Below are 20,611 nucleotides of genomic sequence, written 5' to 3'. Positions count from 1 at the left end.
TCCGAAGTCCGAGGCCCACAGCAGCAATGTCACACGAACGGAGGCGGCGCAACGGCAATCCCTGACAGGCGGGGATCGTTGCCTTTGCTAATTTCGGCCCGTCTCTCGCGGCGTTCTTTGTTCGGGCTACGCGAGTGACCATGGCAGCAATGTCATGAGGCGCGGGCCGCAGGTGTTCGAGCACCCACGACCCGCTAACCATCACCAACTAACTGGAAGTTGATCATGGCTGTCCACGATCATACGGTACCCGCACGCCAGTCGTTTCTCGCCTTGGGTGACCCGTTCACCGACTCGCCCGCTGCCGGTCTATCGGCTCATCGTCCACAGGCACCCTCGCCACGCGGCACGACCTTCGACGACGTTGCACTGGCGCACTACGCGCTTTCGCGACTGTGGTTTGAGGACGAGCTGTATCGAAAGGCGAAGGCAAAGCACCCCAATGCCCAGCCCCTAACATGGCCGCTCCCAACGCTTTTCAAGGACGGAGTAGCCGTGGCGATCCAGTGCCTGGAGCAGTACGCCAAGCAGCTAAGCAACAACCGACCGATGAACGGGTAAGCGCGTCCTTGTGATCGTTCCCGCGGTGCACCGGCCGGTTGGGCGGTGCACCGCACCTTGGTGATGCCTTACCTCGAAACAGGGTTTTGCCTTACATGGATCGCCGCAAAGGCTTATCCGTCGATCCGCTGTGCCTTACGCAATTGTTCCTACTTGGTAACGCCTACCGGGCCCTGTTTGACGACGCCTTGCCCAACCATCTTGTCGATGAGATCCGCAGCTATCTGCGACAGCAGAAGGTGCCGGCGACGATCGGTTTCGTTCGTGGGTCGAAGCCAGGGCAGGTCGCTCCACCGCAGTGCGACCGATCGGGCGACCATCTAGCCACCTCTAATTGTCCCTTACACCTTTTTTCGACGCTCTTGTCCTCACCAGTGAGTGTGGCGGACGCCATTTCCTCGGGAGCAGGTGACGTTTCCGTTCGGAATCCATGACGTTACGCATATCGCCTCGTGCTCGCCGCGGTGATATCACTGCACGCGGCTGCCCGGAACCGCCGTTCGCTACCTGCGGACGATCAAACGCGACGAAGGCTCGACGGTCTTCGACAGCGAATGCAAATAATGGGACTGGCAACCATATAAGTTTCCGGCCGCAGGCGGCTTACTGCCGGCAGGCCTGTCCGATAAGTGCGAACAATGGAGGTTGGCATGCAGCAGCGTTTAGCAGGACGGTTCTTGTGGTTGACCTTGGCTGTACCGGGCTTGGTTATGGCACGGGTGAACCTGTCGGCACTGGACGCGGGCATGGTGGGGCCGCGCAGTGAGGTTCTGGTGCTCGGCAGCGTGCATCTATCACAACTTCCCAAAGGCGTGGAGGTCAAGCCAGAGCAGCTACAACCCCTACTAGATAGGCTTGCTGCCTATCGCCCCACCATCATTACGATCGAAGGTCTTTCCGGCGAAACCTGCGATCTGATGGCGCGTCATCCGACGGTCTACTCACTGGAGGACGTTCATACGTACTGTCGGGATACATCGGAGGCGAAATCCGCGACGGGTTTGGATATCCCCGCGGCAATCGCCGAAGCAAGACAACTTTTGAAGGCCTGGCCAAGCACTCCGACGCCCGCGCAGCGCCGGCATCTGGCCGCGGTATTTCTTGCCTCGGGCGAACCGGCCTCGGGTTTGGTCCAGTGGCTGCAGTTACCCGAGGCTGAGCGACATGACGGTGATGGGCTCAGCGATGCGTTGGTAACGCAGCTGCAAAAGGCTGAAAGCCGTCCCAACGAGAGCTACCAGATTGCTGCGCGCCTCGCGGCAAGGCTTGGCTTGCAGCGTGTTTACGCTGTCGATGACCACACCGGTGACAGTGTACCCATTGACGATAACGCGGCGTACGGCAAAGCAGTTCAGAGGGCCTGGGATAAAGCCGCACCACGGGCCGCGACCATCAATGACGGAGAGAGGGAGCTGGAACTGCGCGGCGACATGCTGGAGCTATACCGCTTTATCAATACCCCCGCCGTCGAACAGAGAAGGGCCGAGATCGACTTCGCCGCCGCCTTACGCGACCCTTCGCCCCAACACTACGGACAGCTCTACGTCGCCGGCTGGGAGATCCGCAACCTGCGCATGGTGGCCAACGTCCGTGCCGCGTTCGCTGACCATCCTGGCGCACGCGTTTTGGTAGTCGTCGGTGCCAGCCACAAACCCTGGTTCGATAGTCTGCTGGGGCAGATGCAGGGCGTGGATATTGTCGACGCGCAGAAGATCCTGCGCGACTCCAACCATTGATATCGACTGTTGCGTTTCCGCCAGGTCACGTGACGCTGAATCGTAGAGTTGACGGAACGGCTCAGTGCATGAAGCGGACATGACGGCGATTGGTTCTCACTCCTCAGCCAAGGACGCCTTTGCCATTACGTTGAGATAGGTGATTTCAGATGCCCCGTCGAAGTTGATCATGAGATTAACGCCGGGCTCGATGTTTTCGTATCGGCGAGCGCCATCATCACCCCGCCGTATAACCAGTGTTAGGTGCAATCAACATGAAACTCAGTGATCTTGAAAAGTCAGCACTACAGCTAAACGAGCTCTACGAACAGCTTGAGATCAAGAGGTATGGGCGCATCTGGACCACAGAAGAACTTGCGCTTGGTTTCGTAGGGGACGTAGGCGATCTGGCAAAACTGATCCAGGCAAACGCTGGTATCCGAAATATTGATGACTGCAAAGCTAAACTTGGTCATGAATTGTCGGACTGTTTATGGTCGATTATTGTTCTTGCAAATAAGTGTGGCATTGATTTAGAGGCGGAGTTTGTCAGAAACACCAGAGAGATAGCCGAATATGTATCTAGCGAGCTGGTCACATAACAAAAGGCTACCCATGAGCGATCCAACACTCACCTTTACGAATCAAGCCGAGTGGGAGTCTTGGCTTGAACTCAATGGAAGCGTGACATCCGGTGCGTGGCTTCGCCTTGCAAAAAGAACCGCCAATCAACAAACGGTCTCCTATGCCGAAGCGCTTGAAAGCGCGCTTTGCCACGGCTGGATTGACGCTCAAAAGCGGGCGGAGAGCGAACACTACTGGCTCCAGCGATTCGCGCCTAGGGCTGCCGGAAGTATCTGGTCCAAGATCAACAAGGCAAAAGCTGAGGCTCTTATTTCTGCGGGAAGAATGCAACCTGCTGGAATGATTGAAATCGACCGAGCCAAGCAAGATGGTCGCTGGGAGCGTGCGTATTCATCAGCGAGTAAATCGACCATCCCGGATGACTTGCAAAAGGCCCTCAATGCCAACAAAAAAGCTAAAGCATTCTTTGCAACGCTCAATAGCCAGAACCGATACTCCATCCTTTTCAGAATTCAGAACGTCAAAAAGGCGGAAACTCGTGCCAGGAAGATCGCACAGTTCATTGAAATGTTAGCCAATGGCGAAAAGCTCTATCCCTAGCACCAGTGGCCTAACTGGTCGTTCAACAGGGACGTCAATGCTTGGTGCGAAAACGGGGTTGGAAAACGGGGTCAGGTTCACTTTCTCGCTATCGAGCTGGGAAGAAGTGAACCTGACCCCGTTCTTGAAATGCACGCCTATCCGTTGATAGGCGTTCGAACCGTTTGCAAGTGCGAACGTCAGTCAATCACATTCCGTAGCGCGCTCACTTACTGGGCTTGGATGGTGCTGGGGTCGGTGCGCTCGCAGGTGCAGGTGCAGGTGCAGGTGCAGGTGCCTGAACAGTCTGCATACTCGCGCTCGGCGTACCTTTGGTCGCAGGCGTTGACGGGATTCTTTGCATTGACACGGATGTCGTCCCTTCGTTTAGAAGTCCAGGCTTTCCGGTCGGTGTGATCTTGTTGTCGGCCATGTTCACTCTCCTAGGGAGTGCGCTTATTCGGGGTGGGTGGAGTTGGCTGAGGGCTATGCACATCCCAACCCAATGGCCTCACTCACTTTGATTGGAAGAAGAGGGTGCGGGGTTGCTTGCTGTGGTAGATGTTGCGCTAGGCGTCACGGCGCGTGTTGGCGTGGGCGTTGTTGGCACCGTTGACGTCTGGAGAGCCTGCATCTGCGCGCTCGGCATGCCTTTGAGCATGTCGGGCAGGATCTGCATTGAAGCGGAGCCCGTGCCCTCTGTATTGAGGTTAAATGTGCCCGCTGATGATTCTTTTGGGTCTGCCATAGTCGTTCTCCGAAGAAGTGCGATTACTTAGCGGGCTTGGGCGCGTTGGAGGATGGTTTGGGCGCAGCAGGGGGCGCTGGTGGCTTTGGCGTCGGGACCTTCTGCATATTTGCGGATTGCTGGCCGTCAGCCCTGGCTATGCCGCCGCCTGGATTTTTCGACGTCGGAACTTTCTGCATCGATGCAGATTTCACGCCTCCCGTCTCAATCCCTGGCTGGCGTTTCAGTGAGATTTTGTTCTCAGTCATAGCCGTTCTCCGATGGTGCGCTCTTATTTAGTCGTTTTAGGTGTTGTGGTGGACGACGTAGAGGCGGCGGCAGGTGCAGGGGCGGACGCCGGTGTCGGGTTGTTGACGGCCTGCATCTTTGCAGCAGGCGTACCACCTTGGAGATTGACCATTGGCATTTGAGCCATCTTTGCCGACGATGTGCCGTCCATCGCAAAAGTGGTCACTGTCGTAGTCTTGGTGGTCGTCGTAGTTGTGGTCTTCTTATCAGACTTATCGGTCATCGAAGAGTGCTCCTGAACATTAATCCAGACAAATGCAGTTGTGAGAAGGATGCCGATAAAGAACGTAGCGCCGGCAAGATGGTTGAGCCAGGTCAGAGTTTTTCCAGCGGTGCCCTTCTTGTCGAAAGAGGTTTTTACATCATCGATGTAATACTCCTGGGCAAACTGGACGCTCTCGCGGTTTGCTGCTTGGCCGACTGGAAAGGATGCCAACATCAATAGCATCGCGATGACTAAGCAGACCCACGACGTTTTAAGTGCCCAAATATGATTGGCTGTTGCTAGTGGAACTACGTCTTTGATAAACGTCAGCGACAAAGCCAATGTGCCTGAGCAGAAAGTCAGGATCGTATTGTCATACTTGTCGCTGTTTGCTCTCTCACGGGTGAGTTGTTCGTCTCGGAACTTGTCAAACATCTGCTGACGCAGTTCCCTTTCCTCTTTCGCAAGGTCTTGCGGATGGCCTCCCTGCTGCCGTTGCTGCTCCTGCGCTGCCCCCTCGGGCTGGCTTTCGTCAGTCATGCTTTCCCCTTTGCCCCAATCATTGCCGGACATCGCGCCCCAAGCCAAATTTTCATTCGGGCAAAGTGATTCGGGGTATCAGGGGTAGATCGGTAACCAACCCCAACCCAACGCTTCCCAAAGTTCTTTGGGAAGCTTTCCTCACGTGCTCGATTTGCCGCTGGCTCACAAGACCGTGGACAGCAGTGAAGCTTTTAGGGCCGTAGCAGTCTGATCAGAATATTCGTAAGGCGGGTTCTGGACAGTCACGACGCGCCAAAACTGGTCGCCATCGTGAACAAGCTGCACGTGTAACTGATCCGTGGTCTTATCCCCAAAAAAACCGCTTCCCTCCCACATTTCGTGGCCTTCACTGGCAAAGAAGCGCCCGCTATCTGAGAAATGAAGCGTAGCCTCGTTGTTTTTGCGATAGGCGGGTGAATAGTCCCCCATGCCGTACCCTGGTGCGCTTTCAGAGGCAAAAACCACGGCAGCCCGTCCCGTCTTCTCCGCGAAAACAAATACCTGCCCGCCAGCAGGGTTGGGCTTAACCGAATACGTCCACCGGGAATCCAGCGTAGCCGTGCGGTGCGTGATTGGATTTTCCCACTGATATGTTTGCGCGATATTGCTGACAACCGGCGACGTGCTGTTGGTGGTCGGTGATTGCGGACGGGTCTGTTCTGCGGCTGTCTGCAACCATCCCATCACTCCCAATAGAGCAGTGAAACACACGCCAAAAACGATACTCGGCATCCATCGAAGCGGTGGCCCCATGACCTGATCGCCGCTAGCTTCGTCGTAGCTAGCACGCTTGCCTCTGCTTATAAGGCTCGATTGGTTTCCCATCGTAACGAGGTTCAAAAGGGGTATGCCAAACGCGAGCCCCATCGCCCAGACGCTACAGTTACGGGTGATATATTGAAGGAAGCTCAAACGACTACCGTCAACATGTGTGACACGCAAACCCAGCAGGGCCTTGCCAGGGGTATTCCCAGTTAGCTTATAGATGACCGCGTCCAGCAGCAGCGCGAGAGGCAAGCAGGCAATAGTGAATAGCTGATTCATGCCGGGCTCGCTGATCCAGCTAGCGAAGCCAGTGAAATAGCGTCCCAGCACATACCCAGCAATGGCGGTGACCAATAAGATTTCCCACCAGACGTCAAAAATGCGCGCAAGCCATCTGCGCCACCGACCGGCTGGCGTCAGTTCGAATAATTGCGGGCTTGTCACTCGGGGAATTTCTGGTGGGATCGACGCTGCGATGGATTCGAGCGCCGGAATATTTCTCAGCTCTTGCCAAGATTCCATCCCTTCTTGCCAAAGAAGCGTTCTGGAATTGATTTTTCCCGCGTGCAGAAGCTGCGAAAGCTCATCCTTCCCAAGCGGCCCGATCTTCCTGCCCTTCTCGGCATACCACCACGCCATGATTCCCCCCGGAATATCAAATGATCGCCCATCGGCGTTTTCAGCCCGACTTTACTGTATGACTCTCCGAGAGCGCATCAAGGCGAGCAACTCGGTCCTTTGATATGGCGTGGGCCAGTTCGGCGTGATCGTTCGGCATGGGCGTCCCCTGATGGTGGGAAAATGATACCGGGCCGGCCCGTGGCCGTGAATAGAGCGCACTCAAAGAGGGCGCAGTCAGCCTCTAATCAGTGCGCCAATTGGGTTGGCTTCAATGGCCTGGACCGCATGAACGATTGAGTAGGCAATGACGATCCCGGTGTTTTCCTTCATCACGAGTGCCGTTTGCTGATCGCTGAGTGCGCCAGTGGCGTTATTGCGAAAATGGATAGGAGCCGCGTTCCACTGATAGCCCGAAATCACTGCGGCTATGCGCAATTCTGCCGGCCCATTTGGCGGATAGAAGACGACTGGCGCACCAGAAAAGCCGAGATTGTTGATGCCGTCCAACAGAAATGTATGGAGCGTGTGGGCATCCCCCGTCATTGTGGAAACGCAGGCTTTCTTGACCAGCGGCAATGGAAAGGGGCCGTTTATGCCGGGAATGTCCGTCCGCATCCCAAACGGGAAGCCAAGGAAAAATGTGTCCTGGCCTACGCTCAGGCCGGTGCTATCAGGTGGACAGGGCAGTGCGGGTGGCGAAATGGGTTGTTCGGTTGCAAGTACCGCAATGTCAGCACCGTGCTGACCGAAACCGACAAGCCGAACCGGAAGTGACAGCCAGCCAGCGGATTGGGCGATTTCGATTCGTCCGGTTCCTGGGAAATCACCGACCACGTGTTTTGCGGTGACGATGTATTGCCTCCCCTCATGATCGACGGTGAAGCACGTCCCGATGCTGTCATTGAGCTTGATATGGAAAGTTCGACGCAGGACATTCGCAGTGGGCAGTTGTGCCATGAAGGGTCGTCCATGTTGGTGGCGAAGCATCATGCGCTGGGCATGGTTTGCCGACCAGTGGCATTTGCCGGATGCACGCCGGGCACAAAAAAACCGCCTTGCGGGCGGCTTGATGTAAATATCTGAGTTTAATGGTGGCCGGGGACGGAATCGAACCGCCGACACGGGGATTTTCAATCATGGCCCCCTAAGTTATTGAGCGCTATGCAGAATAACTCTGACGGACTTCTCCCCGTAGATATCAATGATTTAGCTTGCATGGAATTCAGCGGTGCCGTTAGCCTCGGTCACAGAAGATCACCCGTGATGTAGCAATGGCGTAGCAACGGGTGACATGGATCGGAGCTAAGCATGCACCTGCAAACCTCTAATGTTGTACCCCTCCCCAGGCAACCTCTGCGGGCAAAACTCACTGACGCTCGCGTTCGGTCGCAGCCGTGCCCTGCCAAGGGCAGCACCTATGTCTACGACACGGAGGTCGCGGGACTCGCGTTGCGGATCACGGCGAACGGTGCCCGGACGTTCGTGCTGTACCGACGCATCAAGGGTCGGCCTGAGCGTGTCACGCTGGGCAAGGTCGGCATGCTGTCGCTGGGTGCTGCGCGGGATGCGGCGCGGGCGTGGATCGGACGCGCGGCGATGGGGGTGGACGTCCGGGCGCAGGTGAAGCGTGACCGCATGCGCGGGGCCACGGTCGCGCACCTGTTCAAGCAGTGGCACGATAACGCATCGACGAGAGGGCTTCGGTCCTTGGCGCAGGACAAGGCTCTGTGGGACCGCTGGGTGTTGCCGTCACTGGGCAAGCGGGAGGCGCAGGGTGTGTCGTCCAGCGACGTGGAGGGGCTCAGTCGCCGGGTCGGTGCGCAGCACCCGCGCACGGCCAACAAGATCGTCGCACTGCTGAGCCGGGTGTTTGCCCTTGCGCTCAGGCGAGGGGAGGTCGAGAAGAACCCAGCGCACGGTGTGGCGCGGTTCCCCGAGACGGTGCGCGAGCGTGTGCTCGGTCCGGCCGAAGTGCGCCAGCTACTGGCTGCCTGCGAGCAGGAGCCGGAGTGGGGTGACTACTTCCGGCTGCTGCTGATGACGGGCGCGCGCCGCACCGCAGTGGCTGCGATGCGGTGGTGCGACGTTGACCTCGCAGCGGGGGTATGGACCGTGCCCTCGTGGGCATCGAAGAACAAGAAGCCGATCGCAGTGGCGCTGATCCCATTGGCCGTTGCGGTGCTCAAGGGGCGAGACGCTGCGGGCTTATCATCAACGTGGGTGTTCCCGTCACCGACCAGCGCATCGGGGCATCTGGAGACACCGACCAAGCCGTGGGCGCGCATCTGCGCGGTGGCGGGTCTGCAGGGTGTGGTTATCCACGACCTGCGCCGGACCATCGGCACACTGCTGGCCGCGAACGGTGCATCGACGCATGTGATCTCTGCGGCGCTGGGGCATCTGTCGACGCGCAGTGCCGAGGCGTACGTCCATCTCGGCACGGCAGCGGTGCGCGAGCATCTCACGGCGGTGACGCAGGTGTGGGGGCCCGGCTGTGACAGCTGACTATCACACACGGCTTCGACGCAGGCGCAAAGCCGTGGGTCGACGCGTTCGAAGGCGGCTCCAGCCTGTTCCACCTCTGACACAGCTTGACTGGCAGGTGCTAGCACAGAAGAAGTTTGCTGCGTTGCCTAAGCCGACACAGGACATACTCATGGGTGAAATGATGGAGGCGGCGCGATGCTTATATGACGCACACCTCGCGGTGCTACAGAACCGACCGCTACCGGGTAGGCCGCGTAAACATCTCCCGCGGCACACGGGAGCAACCAGTCGCTCTCATCCCGCAGACGCGCGAAAGCGTGGTGGACAATTTGAGATCGATGGACCCTTGTGCGCCTTCGATATTGGGCGATCGCTCGATAGGCACGTTCCCGATGTCAAGGGGCGTGCTTGGTATGTCGACGATGGTGACGCTGGCCGGGCGTCGTTATGGGTCGAGGTTACGTGTGCCGTTGCGAAGGGCGTGGACGACTCGCTTAAGGCCCTACAGAATGACTCAGTCGTTACGGCGGTGCCGGAGCGAATGGCGATCCGCCGCTGTCCCGTGTCCGAACGGACCGCCGAAGAGTGGTGCAAAGCTGCCGGCAAAATGATGATTGAACAGGGGGAGTGATGATTCACAAGCATTACTACGCAGCAGCACAGCAGGAAGTGGATGACGGTCGCTTGGATGAGGCGCTTTGGGTCAAGGCTCAAGCGGAAGCGGGCAACCCAACTCAGGCCTACGCTCTCTACATCCGCCTCAGGGCTGGAGAGTTGGCCCAGGAGGGGCTGAAGGATAAGGCTCGCGCGGCGTGGGTTAAGGGGGTAAGGGTTTGGCAGGGTAAGCAGACAACCGCAGCACGGCAGGGCACTAACCCGTTGGTTGTGCTCCTGGCACTCGGGCTCACGGCCATGGCGGTTTATGGCGGCTATGAAGCGATGATGCTGGACAGCCGCGTAGCAAAGGCAAAGGTCGACGCCTACGCTGCCACTGTACGGCCTGAGCCCGTAGCACATGCCCAACCTGAGGCTAGCACTGACGTCGTCAACCCCGACCACGAGCCTTGTCCTGCGTGCAAAGGGACCGTCGCGGACCTCACTGTCACCAAGCAGCTAGAAGCTGCGTTCCACCCCGGAAACGGCCCCTACGGCGATGCGGTCGTGGCCACCAAAACCTTCTCCGCCTGGGCACCGGCAACCGGCAAGGCGGGCACTCTCGTGGCGTCAGACATGCTCAGTGTCATGGACTTCGCGTCCGACCGGGCCGGCCACTCGGACAATATCGTCGATAACATCTACAGGTTGGTGATGACCACGTACGCGTACCCGCACATCGCAATCGTGCGCGTGCCACGCGACACCCATGTCCGGGTCCACCCTAACGTCGATGGCGATATGGTCGCTAAGGTAAAAGTCGTGTACGACCTGCAGAGCGGTGGTCATAGGTACACGACGGAGAATATCCAAGCGACAAACCTCGGGTTCTCCTTCGATGAAGATTCCGCCGCTCACCTGCTCATCGGCGCGCAGACGTCGGAGTACATGCACATCTTTGTCCCGATTGAAGGTCAGGCCACGGACCAGGAACTGCTGTTCGACAACACCACGCTCAAGGCCCTGCTACCGCCCCAGTGGCGCGCCGACATGCAGACGATCGAGGATGCGGACGACAGGGACGCGGGCAAGAACAAATTGGGCAAGCCCTAATAACCCGATCGCATCCAAGACCCTGGAAATGACTGACTCGGCAACTGGAGACTCTCGTGGCAACACCACCAAGTACAGCGCTGAAGATTGGTGTAAAGCCGCACTAAAACTGGAGACTTTGTGATGGTGAGCAAACCATGGCTCCGGTACGCAGCGATGGGTTTGAGCTGCTCGGACTTGGCGGACTTGGCTGGCTGGCCGTTACTTCACGAGGTGTGGCTTCACGCGAACTCGCACGCTGCCCGGCTTGACCCCGGTCCGTTGCATCAGATCCGCGATCTGCTGGAGCGTCAGGTTCTTGTGCACGATGATCCGTTTCGGAGCCGCGTCGCTCGATCCCGGCCGCTTCGTACTGGGCACGCTTTGCAACTTCGCTGGCTGCTTCGGCTTCTCTGACATTTTTACCTACCCCACCGGCAAAGCCGGGCTCAATGACGCGTTGGGTGCCGTTGGGCGCTTAGAACTCAACGGTGTGGCTCTGGGCTTCCCGGGTTCGTTCGGCGCCATGATAAGTCGTGATTCGTCTGTCCCTATTCGAGTTGGGGCGGGGTTTGGATAGTAACGCCAGATATTAGGGAGTCACTATCCATGACAGACCACGAGAAAGCATTACCTATTTCGGAGCTCACCGCCCTCGCTCCGACCGCGTGGCTCTCGCCCAGGCAGGCGGGGCTGTATGTCGGCCTGTCCCCTGAGTCGCTCAACCAGCGACGTTTCAACGGGACAGGCCCGCGCTATGCCAAGGTCGGGCGCCTAATCCGCTACCGCAAGGGCGACCTGGACGCCTGGTTGCTGGGGAATGGGGAGCAGGCAGCATGACGCTTCCCACAGTTTTTGACGGTGCCGACGTCATCGGCACGTTGGCTCGTGTGCTCGGGGGAGCGCTGATGCTGGACGACGCAGCCGCGCTGTTGAGGGAGACCGAGGCGGACGTCCGGGCGCGATTCGGCGACGCGGACGTCGCTGTCGCTGCGACGCGCGAGGCCGTGCGGATGCGCCTTGACGGCGAGCTGATCGAGGCGCGGGCGCAAGGGTTGATGCCCGCGTACCTGGATCGTCTTGAGGGTCTGTTGAGTGATCCGGACACGTCGGCGTCGGTTCTCGTTGAGGTCGGGCGCGAGCTGGGTGCGCTTTCGGGCAGCAAGGTGCGCAGTGATGCTAGAGCAAAGCGCGCTGCGGGTATGTCTGTCGCCGAGACTGGTCCGCTGGTCGTCATCCACCTGCCAGATCGCGCCGGCGAGCCCATTACCATCGGCGGGCGTGTGATCGAGCACGGAGGTGCGCCATGACCGATCGACTTGAGACGCTGATGGCGCGGGCGCAGGGGCGCGGGGTCGTGGCCTATCCCTCGGCGCAGGCCGTGGGCAGAGTGAGCATGCCGGTGGGCGGCGCGGTCGCATCGTCGCCCGCGAGCGGTGCCGTCGTTCCCGTCGCGCCTGTGATGTCCGACATGCTGGCGTTCTTGCGGGCGGTCCTGCCGTCGACCGGTGGTTACCTGTCGATGGAACTGGGCGCGGGTGGGGCGCGGCATGTGCGCCACGGGAGCGTCGAGGCCCTGGCCGAGGCGCTGCGTGCGCGCTCTGATGCAGGAGCGAATGCCTACTACGCGGTAGCAGGGTTCAAGCCGATAAGCGGTGTGTCGCGCAAGAAGTCGGACGTGCAGAGTCTACGCAGCCTGTTCCTCGATATTGACTGTGGCAAGAGTGACCACACCTACGGGGACGACGCAGCGCTGGACGCAGCGCTCGATGCGTTTGTCGCGGCGGTCGGCGTCGAGCCGACGGCGGTAGTTCACTCAGGCGCAGGTCGGCATGTTTACTGGGCCCTCAATGATGACCTCACTGTAGACGCATGGGAGCCGCTTGCCGATGCGCTAAAGCGGTACTCAGAAGCTTGGGGTTTATTGGCTGATCACTGCGTGACAGCAGACGCCGCGCGCGTGCTGCGGGCGCCGGGCACGCGGACCAAGCACGGCAACACAGCGCGTCTGGTAAGGATGGGTAGCGCGGTCTCCGTGAGTGATATGCGCGAGGGTTTGGAGCGTCTGCGTAAAGCCGCGCCATCGCGCGGCGGGATGGCTGGGGGTGCGAGCGCGCCGGTTATTGCGGGAACGCCGCCCATGGGATTGGTCGGGTTCGCGTCGGGCAGCGCACTGTCGCAAAGCCTGCCGTCCCGCAACGACTGGCTGCATGCGCTCGCACCCGACCGACAACTCTCGTTGCTGGACGAGATGATGGCGGCCTGTTCTGACGCCGTATGGTCGCAGGAACCTTGGTGGGCGCAGGTCGTGCACGCCGTCGCCGCGTTGGATCATCTGCCGCAGGACGATCGCCTTGACCTGCTCGTGAAGCATTCGGCGCGGTCGCCTAAGTGGACAGCCGACGGCTGGGACCGCGATCGCCTGTTCCGTGATAAGTGGCACAACGCCAACGGCACGGCATCGCTTACAGCGCTCGTCCAGACTGCTGAGCAGTCGGGGTGGCAGCGGCCGGTCGACGTCACGATCCCGGTCACCTGCACCAGTCGCGAGGCGCTTACGAGCCACTTAGCCGCGAAGTACACCCATGTCGCGGAGCAGAACGCGTACCTCAACCGCAAGACGCGGGCGTTGATATCGCGCGAGGGGGTGGTGGAGTCGGAGAGCTGGCGCGTACCCCTCGACAGCGAGCGGCCTATCAACCTCGCGCATCTGCTACGTACGGAGCGCAGTATTGAGCGCGTTGATACCCTCGGGTACGCACCTGGCGAAGGCGCCATCTACGTGCGTGGTACTCGCAGGGTCGCGAACCTCTATCAGCCATGGGAGCCTGCAAGGCTCGCGCACACCCCAGAAGAACTGGCGCTGCTGACGAGATTCCTGAACTACCTGACCCCGGGCGATGAGGGCAGGGCATTCCGTTGCTGGATATGGCAGTCGATGGCGTGGCTGGTCAAGCATCCGAGCGCGCGACTGCCTGTCGCGGTGCTGCTGGCGGGCGCGCAAGGTTGCGGCAAGTCGACGCTGCTCGAGGCGATCCCGCGCCTGCTGTTTGGCTCGCACAACGTTGCTAGCGTCACGGCAGGAGAGCTGGACTCGCCGTTCAATGACTGGCTGAGGAACTCACGCATTCTCACCATGCCGGAGCTGCGGATGGGAAGCGCGCGCGACTCTCGCCGTGTGGCCGATGCACTCAAGCCGATCATCACAAGCCCGATGGTTCGCATTCACCCCAAGGGTGCGAAGGGCTACGAGCAGGAAAACGCAGTTAGCATTTTCGCGACGAGCAATCACGGAGACGCGGTGCACTTGGACGATGACGACCGGAGGTGGGTCGTTTACGAGAGCCCCGCGGGTCGTATGCCCGACGACCTTGCGAGTGAGGTCTACGCACTACTCGACAGCCCGCGAGGTGCTGGCGTTCTGCGTGACATCATCGAGCAGGTTGGCGTGTCGAACTTCAACCCACACGCCCTGCCACCCGTCAGCCAATCCAAGCGCAGGATGGTTGAGGCGAGTCGGTCCAGCGTGGAGGACTCCCTCATTGGCCGCTTTGAACGTCGGGAGTTTCCGTTCGACCGTCCCCTCGTGTTGGTCGAGGACTGCCGCGCAGCGTTGGTCGAGGACGGCGTGGAGTGGCGGGGTAACTCACCGCATGCCATCGCAAGAGTATTGCGGGCGCGTCCGATCCTGGCGGAGGGCATCGGTCGATACCGAGTGCCGCCGCGAGGGATTGGTTGGATGTTCCAAGCAGGCTCGCCTGTCCACGACCTCAAGCGCTGCATGGTTTGGGTCGCGCGTCGCGACGATCCCTCACGGTGGTGCGGGGCCGGAGAGGACTTCGTACGCAAGATACTGCTGCAGGGTGGGACGAACATGCCCCTGTGCGGCGGGGACGGCCTCGGGACGCGGGACGTGGCCGGGACGCGGGAATTTGAGGGCCACGTCCCGGCGGAAGCCCAGTAGCGGCAGGGATTGCGAGTGATTTGGGACGTAGGGACGGAGGAATTACTACTTCGTCTATAAAACATAGCTATATGCCAGTGCGTATACACAGCGCAGCGCCAGCCCAGCAGCACCGACTGAAAACAAAGCGTCCAAGCGTCCCACGCGTCCCGAACCTGCCCCGCCAAAACCCAAAATGTAGTGTCACGAATACAAAAGGCTAAATATGAGCGTCACTACTCTACGTGTTGTGCCACCTAAGCCATCCGACCTCGAACGTGTGAGGGATTGGTATGCACGATTGCCCCCGGGGCCTAGTGTCGAGCCCTCACGTCTGACGGAGTGGTCCCTGCATGATCTGAGCCGGGCGACGGGCATTGCACTGACTCGATTGCCGACGGTGCTGTGGCAGCTTTGCTGGCGCCCCTGCCGACCGCGCGGCGCACCGGCTGGCGTTGAGTTGTGGCATCCACCGGAGTGGATCGAGCCCCGCGACGTGGCGCGTGCCTGAACGAAAAAAGCTACCAGAGGGGCCGGCAACACAGGGGCACGTAAATGGGGGAGGGTGTCGACGCCCCCCTAGTGCCCCGGTCCCCCCATGCCGCCGATGCCCAGGCACGCGCATGCACATACAAATCATCAAGGAGACAACGATGAAGCAATGCTTATACGGTGCGCGAGCGGACCGGACTTACTGGCAGGAGGGTGGTGACGGCATGTGGAAGCTGCTGACGAGTGAGCCGCAGCCTCAGTGCATTGCCATACTGGTGAAGTTGGGGCGAAGCCAGTGCGAGCACTGGCGAGCAGCTATCTGCCGGCCAGCGCCACAATGGTTCACTCCGCGGTTTGTGTCCGCCGAGGCTGCGTCCTATGCGTTGGCGAAGATGCGCACGGCCGATGACGCGTGGTGCGCAGAGACGTTGCACACGCCCGCAGATACGCACTGGCAGTCGGACTTCGACACCGGTAGTTCACGGCTGGCCGGTGGCCTGCGCGTGGCCGTGCGCCTCATGCGTGGTGAGTGGCGAGTACTGCTCGACGGACAGTCGATCGGCGGGACGTTCACAAGCGTTGCCGCAGCCTGCTCATGGATCGATAACCTACTACTGCCGCCCGCACCTGCCGCGTTCGTGCAGGCGGTCGAGGGGTGTGCCGTCGCGGCACGCGCCGCAGTGCTGAGTGCGAAGGCGGTCGCACCCCAGCACACTCCCGCGTCGGTACAGGAGCATGCCGCGGATGTGTTTGCGCATGCGGCGGCGCCGCACCTGACGACGCTGAGGGGGTACGGCCTGGACGATGCAGGGGAGAATCAATTCATCCGTGCGTTGATGACGGGACAGCATCCCGCGGTGTGGCTGCGACCGTTTGCGGCGGTGGTCGTGTGAGCGCGTAGCAAAGGTGTAGCAACGGACTTTTTCGCATGCACAACGAAAAAGCCCCGCACCGGCTGAAACCGTTGCGGGGCTTGAGTTTTTCGTGGTGGCCGGGGACGGAATCGAACCGCCGACACGGGGATTTTCAATCCCCTGCTCTACCAACTGAGCTACCCGGCCACGGGTACTGCGTGAGCCGTGCATTAAAACGGATGTCGGTCCGCGCGTCAAGACTCCGAGTCGGGGGCGACGTAGCCTTCGGGCTGTTTCACGTCGCCGCCGAACAGGAATTTCTCCATTTCTGCGCTCAGGAACTGGCGCGACTTCGGATCGAGCGGATTGAGGCGATATTCGTTGAGCAGCATGGTCTGGTGGGCCAGCCATTGCTGCCAGGCCTGCTTGGAAATCTCGGCATAGATGCGCTGGCCCAACGGGCCGGGCCAGGGGGCGAAGTCCAGGCCTTCGGCATCGAGGCCTAGCTTGGCGCAGTGAACGATACGACTCATGCGGTGCTACTCATCAGGTGAAGTTGTCAAAGGTCGAGCAACAGGCTGCGCACCGGGGCAGGCAGGCCGAGGGCGGCGCGTTCGCCGGCATCGCACCAGCGCAGGTAGGGATTATCGGCGATACCGCGGTGGGCTGTCGCCTCGTCGAACAACAGCGGCTCGACTTGCAAGCGGTAGTGACTGAATACATGCCTGAAGGGCGGCAGGGCTTGCGCGTCATCGATGCGTGCGAACGATTGCGCCGCGCGCCAGGCGCCGTCGTGATCGCTGGCTTCGGGCAGGCTCCACAATCCCGACCACACGCCTTGCGGGCCACGTCGCTCCAGCAGCACGCGACCTTGCGCGTCGCGCAGGATCAACATCACCGTGTCGCGCGTAGGTATGGCCTTGCTTGGTTTGGCGCTGGGCAATTGCGCGGTGAGCCCGTCGCGCTTCGCCACACAGGTGTCCGCGAAAGGGCAGCCGTCGCATTGCGGACGCGAACGTACGCACAGGGTGGCACCCAGATCCATGATGGCTTGTGTGTAATCGGCCGTGCGCTCGATCGGCGTGAGTGCATCAGCGTGTTGCCACAGCACTTTCTCTACGGCGCTTTGCCCAGGATGACCGTGGATGCCGAGATAGCGCGTCAGCACGCGCTTCACATTGCCGTCGAGAATGGGGAAGCGCAGTCCATGGGCTTGGGCCAGGATGGCGCCGGCGGTGGAGCGGCCAATGCCGGGCAGGGCGGCGAGCGATTCGAAATCACGCGGCAGTTCGCCGCCATGCTGCGACACACAGATCTGCGCGGCGCGCTGCAGGAAGCGGGCGCGACGGTAATAGCCAAGACCTGACCATAACGCCAGCACGGTGTCTTCGTCGGCAGCAGCCAGGTCGCGCAAGCGAGGCAGCGCGGAAACAAAACGCTGGAAGTACGGAATGACCGTGACCACTTGCGTCTGCTGCAGCATTACCTCAGACAGCCACACCCGATACGCATCGCGCGGATGCTGCCAAGGCAAGTCCTTGCGGCCGTGGCGATCGAACCAGGCCAGCAGAGCGGAAGCAAAGGGATTCATGGCGATGTGCTGCCGGGCGTGGGCTTTGCCGCTGCAGGCTTGGTCGGTGCAGCTTTCGTCGGCGGAAATTTCGTCGATGCGGGAACTGCCGCGCTGGCTGCGCTGGCCGGCACGTTGTAACCGGCCTGGATGGTCAAGCCTTCGATGGTGATATTGCCGGTATCTATCCTGGCGATTTCGGCGTGGCCGCTGCCGGGCGGCACCGCGAGCTGCGGACCGTCGTCATGGTCCAGCCCTGCCCACCAGTCGGCCAGCGCCAGCGGTGGCAGGCGCAAGTCGGCGTGGTTATTCGGGCCGTCGAGCTTCAGCGCCAGCATCAGCGGGCTGCTTTCGTCGGCCGGCATCAGCTCGATCGCGGTGACGTATTGGCCGCTGTCGGCATGATCGAGTTTGCCGTCCAGGTGCGCCGAGGCGTCGGCGGCGCCGCGCCAGTGCGCTTCACCTGAGAGCTGCAGGGTCAGCGTGGTGCTGTGGGAGAGGCGCAGCGCGATATTGTCCAGCTGCAGTGCGCCACCCTTGATGCTGGGTGTCAGCGACAGGCGCAGCTGGGTGGGTATGCCTTGCGCATCCTTGGCCGAAATCGTGAGCGGGAACGGTTGGTTGGCCGCCAGCTGACCGGTTTCCAGCTCCACCTCGCCGAGCAGGAGTGCGTTGCCGCGCACCAGGCTGCCACGCGTGATGCGCACGCCTGCGTCGATGCGTGGAATCTGTGTCGGCGTGCCGGCCGGGCCGGATGGCAGATGCACCAACCAGGCTTGCAGTGCATCGAGGTCGACGCGCGGCGAATCGATGGCCATCTGCGAAATGACGGTTTCCTTGCCGAACAAGGTGCGCCATGGCAGCGCCAGCGTGCCGCGTGCGGCCAGCAGGATCGGCATGTTCGCGCCCTGGGCGCTGAGCGTGATGCCCTGGAGCTCGAGCGCCGGGCGCGGGAACAGGGCGGGCGTGGCCGGGCTGGCCAGGTTGAGTTCGAGGCCGGCGGCACGTGCCTGTGATTGCAGCACCGCCGTGATGCGCTCGGGCTGCAGCAGCAGGTGCACGGCAGTGAGCGCGACAGCGACCAGCACCAGCGTCGTGCTGCTGGCGATCAACAAGGTCAGGCGCAGCCAGCGCGGCACCGGCGGCGGTCCTCAGCCCTGGCCCAGGTTGGACGGGAGCAGGCCATCCACATAGGCCTCGGCTTCGAACACGCGCAGGTCGGTGGCGGTTTCACCGAGACCCACATAGCGAATCGGCAGCCCAAACTCACGCGCCAGCGCAAACACCACGCCGCCCTTGGCGGTGCCGTCGAGCTTGGTCACGACCAAGCCGGTCACGCCGACGATCTGGCGGAATTGGCGCACCTGATTCACGGCGTTCTGGCCGGTGGTGCCGTCGATCACCATCAGCACTTCATGCGGCGCGTCGGCGTCAAGTTTCTTCAGTACGCGGGCGATCTTGCCCAGCTCGTCCATCAGTCCGCCCTGCGTATGCAGGCGACCGGCGGTATCGGCAATCAGCACATCGGCGCCGCGCGAGCGTGCAGCCTGCAGCGCATCGAAGATCACGCTGGCCGAGTCGGCGTCCTGGCCTTGCGAGATCACCGGCACCTTGTTGCGTTCGCCCCAGGTCTTGAGCTGTTCCACCGCAGCGGCGCGAAAGGTGTCGCCGGCGGCAAGCATCACCTGGTGGCCATCGTCGCGATAGCGGCGAGCGAGCTTGCCGATGGTGGTGGTCTTGCCCGCGCCGTTGATGCCGACGGTAAGGACCACGAAGGGCTGCCGCCCGCTGACGACCAGCGGCGTTTCCACGGGTTTGAGCAAGCTGATCAGCGACTGCCGCAAGGCGGCCAGCAAGGCAATGGCGTCGGCGAACTCGCGCTTGTGCATGCGCTTGCGCAAATCCTCGACCAGGGCGGTGCTGGCCTCGATGCCGACGTCGGCGGTGATCAGGGTGGTTTCGAGTTCGTCGAGCAGCTCGTCATCGAGTTTCGGATGACGGTTGAATAGCGACGTCAGGCCCTTGGCAAACGAGCTGCCTGAGAGTCGTTCGCGCCAGCTGCGCTTGGCCGGTGCGGCCTCGGCAATGGCGGTTCGTTCAAAGACGTCGTCTTCGGCCAGGGCGGCAGGGGGCGGCGGCGTTTCGGCCAGTGCTTCGCCCAGTGCGGATACCGCATTGTCCAGCGAGGTGGCGTCGGTATCGTGCGCAAGCTGTTCCGCCGGAGCGGCTTCCGTGGTGGCTGCGGCAGGCTGGCCCGGAGGCGTTTCTGCGGGTTTCTTCTTCCAGAACTTGAGCATTGCGGCTGCGATTCAAAGACAATGGGCGGCATGCTACCACCCCCACCTGTACTAGCTCCTGAGTCATGGCTGCCAACGTAAGGGGCGCCTCCGGGCGCATCCGCATCATTGGCGGCCAGTTGCGCAATTCGCGCCTGGATGTCCCGGATCTGCCCGGCCTCAGGCCAACCGCCGAGCGTGTACGCGAAACCCTGTTCAACTGGCTGTCGCCGGTGATTGCCGGTGCGCGCTGCCTCGATCTGTGTGCGGGCACCGGCGCGCTCGGTATCGAGGCGTTGTCGCGCGGCGCGGCCAGCGTGCAATTCGTGGAGCGTGAGCCGCTCGCGGCACAGGCCCTGCGAGACAACCTGGCGCGCCTCAAAGTGCCGGGCGGGCAGGTGGCTGGTGTCGATGCGCTGGCCTATCTGCAAGGAGCGGCGCAGCCATACGAGCTGGTTTTCCTGGACCCGCCGTTCGCGCAAGACCTGTGGGCGGCGATGGCGCAGCGGCTGGAGCAGGGTGGCTGGCTGACTTCCAATGCGTGGATTTATGTCGAATCGCCGCGCTCCGTAGCCCCCGTGCTGCCGGTCAGCTGGAACGCGCACCGGGAGGGCGTGGCGGGCGAAGTGCGTTACGCGCTCTATCAGCGGGTTTTGGCAGCTGCCTGACGCTGCCGTATGGTCCTGGGCGCGG

General features: G+C 61.2%; 19 protein-coding genes and 1 tRNA gene. 11 read left to right on the top strand and 9 right to left on the bottom strand.

Annotated features, from left to right (window positions below; genetic code table 11):
- Positions 1 to 225: 225 nt before the first annotated feature.
- From ACT01B_RS16955 to ACT01B_RS16940, 4 genes are all read left to right on the top strand, one after another.
- Positions 226 to 561, top strand: coding sequence for a hypothetical protein (locus tag ACT01B_RS16955; RefSeq protein ID WP_445144385.1), 336 nt, complete (start codon positions 226 to 228; stop codon positions 559 to 561).
- A gap of 650 nt (positions 562 to 1,211) precedes the next feature.
- Entirely contained in the window at positions 1,212 to 2,297 is a 1,086-nt protein-coding gene (locus ACT01B_RS16950; protein WP_445144384.1) for a DUF5694 domain-containing protein, read from the top strand.
- Positions 2,298 to 2,551: 254 nt separating this feature from the next.
- The gene (locus ACT01B_RS16945; RefSeq protein ID WP_445144383.1) at positions 2,552 to 2,878 is read left to right on the top strand and encodes a nucleotide pyrophosphohydrolase; all 327 of its coding nucleotides are present in this window, start codon (positions 2,552 to 2,554) and stop codon (positions 2,876 to 2,878) included.
- A 13-nt stretch (positions 2,879 to 2,891) separates the two neighbouring features.
- A complete protein-coding gene (locus ACT01B_RS16940) occupies positions 2,892 to 3,461 on the top strand; it encodes a YdeI/OmpD-associated family protein (RefSeq protein ID WP_445144382.1) in 570 nt (189 codons plus the stop codon).
- Positions 3,462 to 4,459: 998 nt separating this feature from the next.
- Here the strand turns inward: ACT01B_RS16940 and ACT01B_RS16935 are convergent.
- The 3 genes from ACT01B_RS16935 to ACT01B_RS16925 all read right to left on the bottom strand — a co-directional run bounded on the left by ACT01B_RS16935 (position 4,460) and on the right by ACT01B_RS16925 (position 7,567).
- Positions 4,460 to 5,221 carry a hypothetical protein gene (locus ACT01B_RS16935; RefSeq protein ID WP_445144381.1) on the bottom strand — a complete coding sequence of 254 codons (762 nt, stop codon included), beginning with the start codon at positions 5,219 to 5,221 and terminating at the stop codon, positions 4,460 to 4,462.
- Between the two features lie 165 nt (positions 5,222 to 5,386).
- A complete protein-coding gene (locus ACT01B_RS16930; protein ID WP_445144380.1) occupies positions 5,387 to 6,628 on the bottom strand; it encodes a GYF domain-containing protein in 1,242 nt (413 codons plus the stop codon).
- A 216-nt stretch (positions 6,629 to 6,844) separates the two neighbouring features.
- Positions 6,845 to 7,567: a S1 family peptidase gene (locus tag ACT01B_RS16925; protein WP_445144379.1), complete on the bottom strand. Its 723-nt coding sequence runs from the start codon at positions 7,565 to 7,567 to the stop codon at positions 6,845 to 6,847.
- A 351-nt stretch (positions 7,568 to 7,918) separates the two neighbouring features.
- Here ACT01B_RS16925 and ACT01B_RS16920 point away from each other — a divergent pair, with 351 nt between their 5' ends.
- On the top strand, positions 7,919 to 9,115 hold the full coding sequence (locus ACT01B_RS16920; RefSeq protein WP_445144378.1) for a tyrosine-type recombinase/integrase: 1,197 nt from the start codon (positions 7,919 to 7,921) through the stop codon (positions 9,113 to 9,115).
- 612 nt (positions 9,116 to 9,727) lie between these two features.
- Positions 9,728 to 10,804: a hypothetical protein gene (locus ACT01B_RS16915; protein ID WP_445144377.1), complete on the top strand. Its 1,077-nt coding sequence runs from the start codon at positions 9,728 to 9,730 to the stop codon at positions 10,802 to 10,804.
- Between the two features lie 201 nt (positions 10,805 to 11,005).
- On the opposite strand, the gene ACT01B_RS16910 is transcribed toward ACT01B_RS16915, so the two are convergent.
- Positions 11,006 to 11,203, bottom strand: coding sequence for a hypothetical protein (locus tag ACT01B_RS16910; RefSeq protein WP_445144376.1), 198 nt, complete (start codon positions 11,201 to 11,203; stop codon positions 11,006 to 11,008).
- Between the two features lie 189 nt (positions 11,204 to 11,392).
- Here ACT01B_RS16910 and ACT01B_RS16905 point away from each other — a divergent pair, with 189 nt between their 5' ends.
- The 4 genes from ACT01B_RS16905 to ACT01B_RS16890 all read left to right on the top strand — a co-directional run bounded on the left by ACT01B_RS16905 (position 11,393) and on the right by ACT01B_RS16890 (position 16,111).
- On the top strand, positions 11,393 to 11,623 hold the full coding sequence (locus tag ACT01B_RS16905; protein ID WP_445144375.1) for a helix-turn-helix transcriptional regulator: 231 nt from the start codon (positions 11,393 to 11,395) through the stop codon (positions 11,621 to 11,623).
- Positions 11,620 to 12,093 (top strand): hypothetical protein, encoded by a 474-nt coding sequence (locus ACT01B_RS16900; protein WP_445144374.1) that lies wholly within the window; start codon positions 11,620 to 11,622, stop codon positions 12,091 to 12,093. The genes ACT01B_RS16905 and ACT01B_RS16900 overlap by 4 nt, the downstream gene beginning before the upstream one ends.
- A complete protein-coding gene (locus ACT01B_RS16895; protein ID WP_445144373.1) occupies positions 12,090 to 14,747 on the top strand; it encodes a primase-helicase family protein in 2,658 nt (885 codons plus the stop codon). The genes ACT01B_RS16900 and ACT01B_RS16895 overlap by 4 nt, the downstream gene beginning before the upstream one ends.
- Before the next feature lie 632 nt (positions 14,748 to 15,379).
- Entirely contained in the window at positions 15,380 to 16,111 is a 732-nt protein-coding gene (locus ACT01B_RS16890; RefSeq protein WP_445144372.1) for a hypothetical protein, read from the top strand.
- A gap of 92 nt (positions 16,112 to 16,203) precedes the next feature.
- On the opposite strand, the gene ACT01B_RS16885 is transcribed toward ACT01B_RS16890, so the two are convergent.
- From ACT01B_RS16885 to ftsY, 5 genes are all read right to left on the bottom strand, one after another.
- Positions 16,204 to 16,279: transfer RNA gene (locus ACT01B_RS16885), tRNA-Phe, on the bottom strand.
- A 47-nt stretch (positions 16,280 to 16,326) separates the two neighbouring features.
- Entirely contained in the window at positions 16,327 to 16,605 is a 279-nt protein-coding gene (locus ACT01B_RS16880) for an oxidative damage protection protein (RefSeq protein ID WP_266152426.1), read from the bottom strand.
- A 26-nt stretch (positions 16,606 to 16,631) separates the two neighbouring features.
- Entirely contained in the window at positions 16,632 to 17,663 is a 1,032-nt protein-coding gene (gene mutY / locus ACT01B_RS16875) for an A/G-specific adenine glycosylase (RefSeq protein WP_445144371.1), read from the bottom strand.
- A complete protein-coding gene (locus ACT01B_RS16870; protein ID WP_445144370.1) occupies positions 17,660 to 18,781 on the bottom strand; it encodes an AsmA family protein in 1,122 nt (373 codons plus the stop codon). Before ACT01B_RS16870 ends, mutY begins: the two co-directional genes overlap by 4 nt.
- Positions 18,782 to 18,793: 12 nt before the next feature.
- Positions 18,794 to 19,939 (bottom strand): signal recognition particle-docking protein FtsY, encoded by a 1,146-nt coding sequence (gene ftsY, locus ACT01B_RS16865; protein ID WP_445144369.1) that lies wholly within the window; start codon positions 19,937 to 19,939, stop codon positions 18,794 to 18,796.
- A 65-nt stretch (positions 19,940 to 20,004) separates the two neighbouring features.
- Here ftsY and rsmD point away from each other — a divergent pair, with 65 nt between their 5' ends.
- The gene (gene rsmD / locus ACT01B_RS16860; RefSeq protein WP_445144368.1) at positions 20,005 to 20,586 is read left to right on the top strand and encodes a 16S rRNA (guanine(966)-N(2))-methyltransferase RsmD; all 582 of its coding nucleotides are present in this window, start codon (positions 20,005 to 20,007) and stop codon (positions 20,584 to 20,586) included.
- The last annotated feature ends 25 nt before the right edge of the window (positions 20,587 to 20,611 follow it).

This window comes from Dyella sp. Tek66A03, assembly GCF_052567735.1.
The sequence above is the reverse complement of the archived record's forward strand: the minus strand, read 5'-3'. Positions and strand labels throughout refer to the sequence as shown.

Coding starts and splice junctions, on each gene's coding strand:
- ACT01B_RS16895 (WP_445144373.1), top strand. CDS start 12,090: ATGACCGATCGACTTGAGACGCTGATGGCGCGGGCGCAGGGGCGCGGG.
- ACT01B_RS16900 (WP_445144374.1), top strand. CDS start 11,620: ATGACGCTTCCCACAGTTTTTGACGGTGCCGACGTCATCGGCACGTTG.
- ACT01B_RS16945 (WP_445144383.1), top strand. CDS start 2,552: ATGAAACTCAGTGATCTTGAAAAGTCAGCACTACAGCTAAACGAGCTC.
- ACT01B_RS16880 (WP_266152426.1), bottom strand. CDS start 16,605: ATGAGTCGTATCGTTCACTGCGCCAAGCTAGGCCTCGATGCCGAAGGC.
- ACT01B_RS16925 (WP_445144379.1), bottom strand. CDS start 7,567: ATGGCACAACTGCCCACTGCGAATGTCCTGCGTCGAACTTTCCATATC.
- ftsY (WP_445144369.1), bottom strand. CDS start 19,939: ATGCTCAAGTTCTGGAAGAAGAAACCCGCAGAAACGCCTCCGGGCCAG.
- ACT01B_RS16915 (WP_445144377.1), top strand. CDS start 9,728: ATGATTCACAAGCATTACTACGCAGCAGCACAGCAGGAAGTGGATGAC.
- ACT01B_RS16955 (WP_445144385.1), top strand. CDS start 226: ATGGCTGTCCACGATCATACGGTACCCGCACGCCAGTCGTTTCTCGCC.
- ACT01B_RS16930 (WP_445144380.1), bottom strand. CDS start 6,628: ATGGCGTGGTGGTATGCCGAGAAGGGCAGGAAGATCGGGCCGCTTGGG.
- ACT01B_RS16920 (WP_445144378.1), top strand. CDS start 7,919: ATGCACCTGCAAACCTCTAATGTTGTACCCCTCCCCAGGCAACCTCTG.
- ACT01B_RS16935 (WP_445144381.1), bottom strand. CDS start 5,221: ATGACTGACGAAAGCCAGCCCGAGGGGGCAGCGCAGGAGCAGCAACGG.
- ACT01B_RS16940 (WP_445144382.1), top strand. CDS start 2,892: ATGAGCGATCCAACACTCACCTTTACGAATCAAGCCGAGTGGGAGTCT.
- ACT01B_RS16910 (WP_445144376.1), bottom strand. CDS start 11,203: ATGTCAGAGAAGCCGAAGCAGCCAGCGAAGTTGCAAAGCGTGCCCAGT.
- rsmD (WP_445144368.1), top strand. CDS start 20,005: ATGGCTGCCAACGTAAGGGGCGCCTCCGGGCGCATCCGCATCATTGGC.
- mutY (WP_445144371.1), bottom strand. CDS start 17,663: ATGAATCCCTTTGCTTCCGCTCTGCTGGCCTGGTTCGATCGCCACGGC.
- ACT01B_RS16950 (WP_445144384.1), top strand. CDS start 1,212: ATGCAGCAGCGTTTAGCAGGACGGTTCTTGTGGTTGACCTTGGCTGTA.
- ACT01B_RS16905 (WP_445144375.1), top strand. CDS start 11,393: ATGACAGACCACGAGAAAGCATTACCTATTTCGGAGCTCACCGCCCTC.
- ACT01B_RS16890 (WP_445144372.1), top strand. CDS start 15,380: ATGAAGCAATGCTTATACGGTGCGCGAGCGGACCGGACTTACTGGCAG.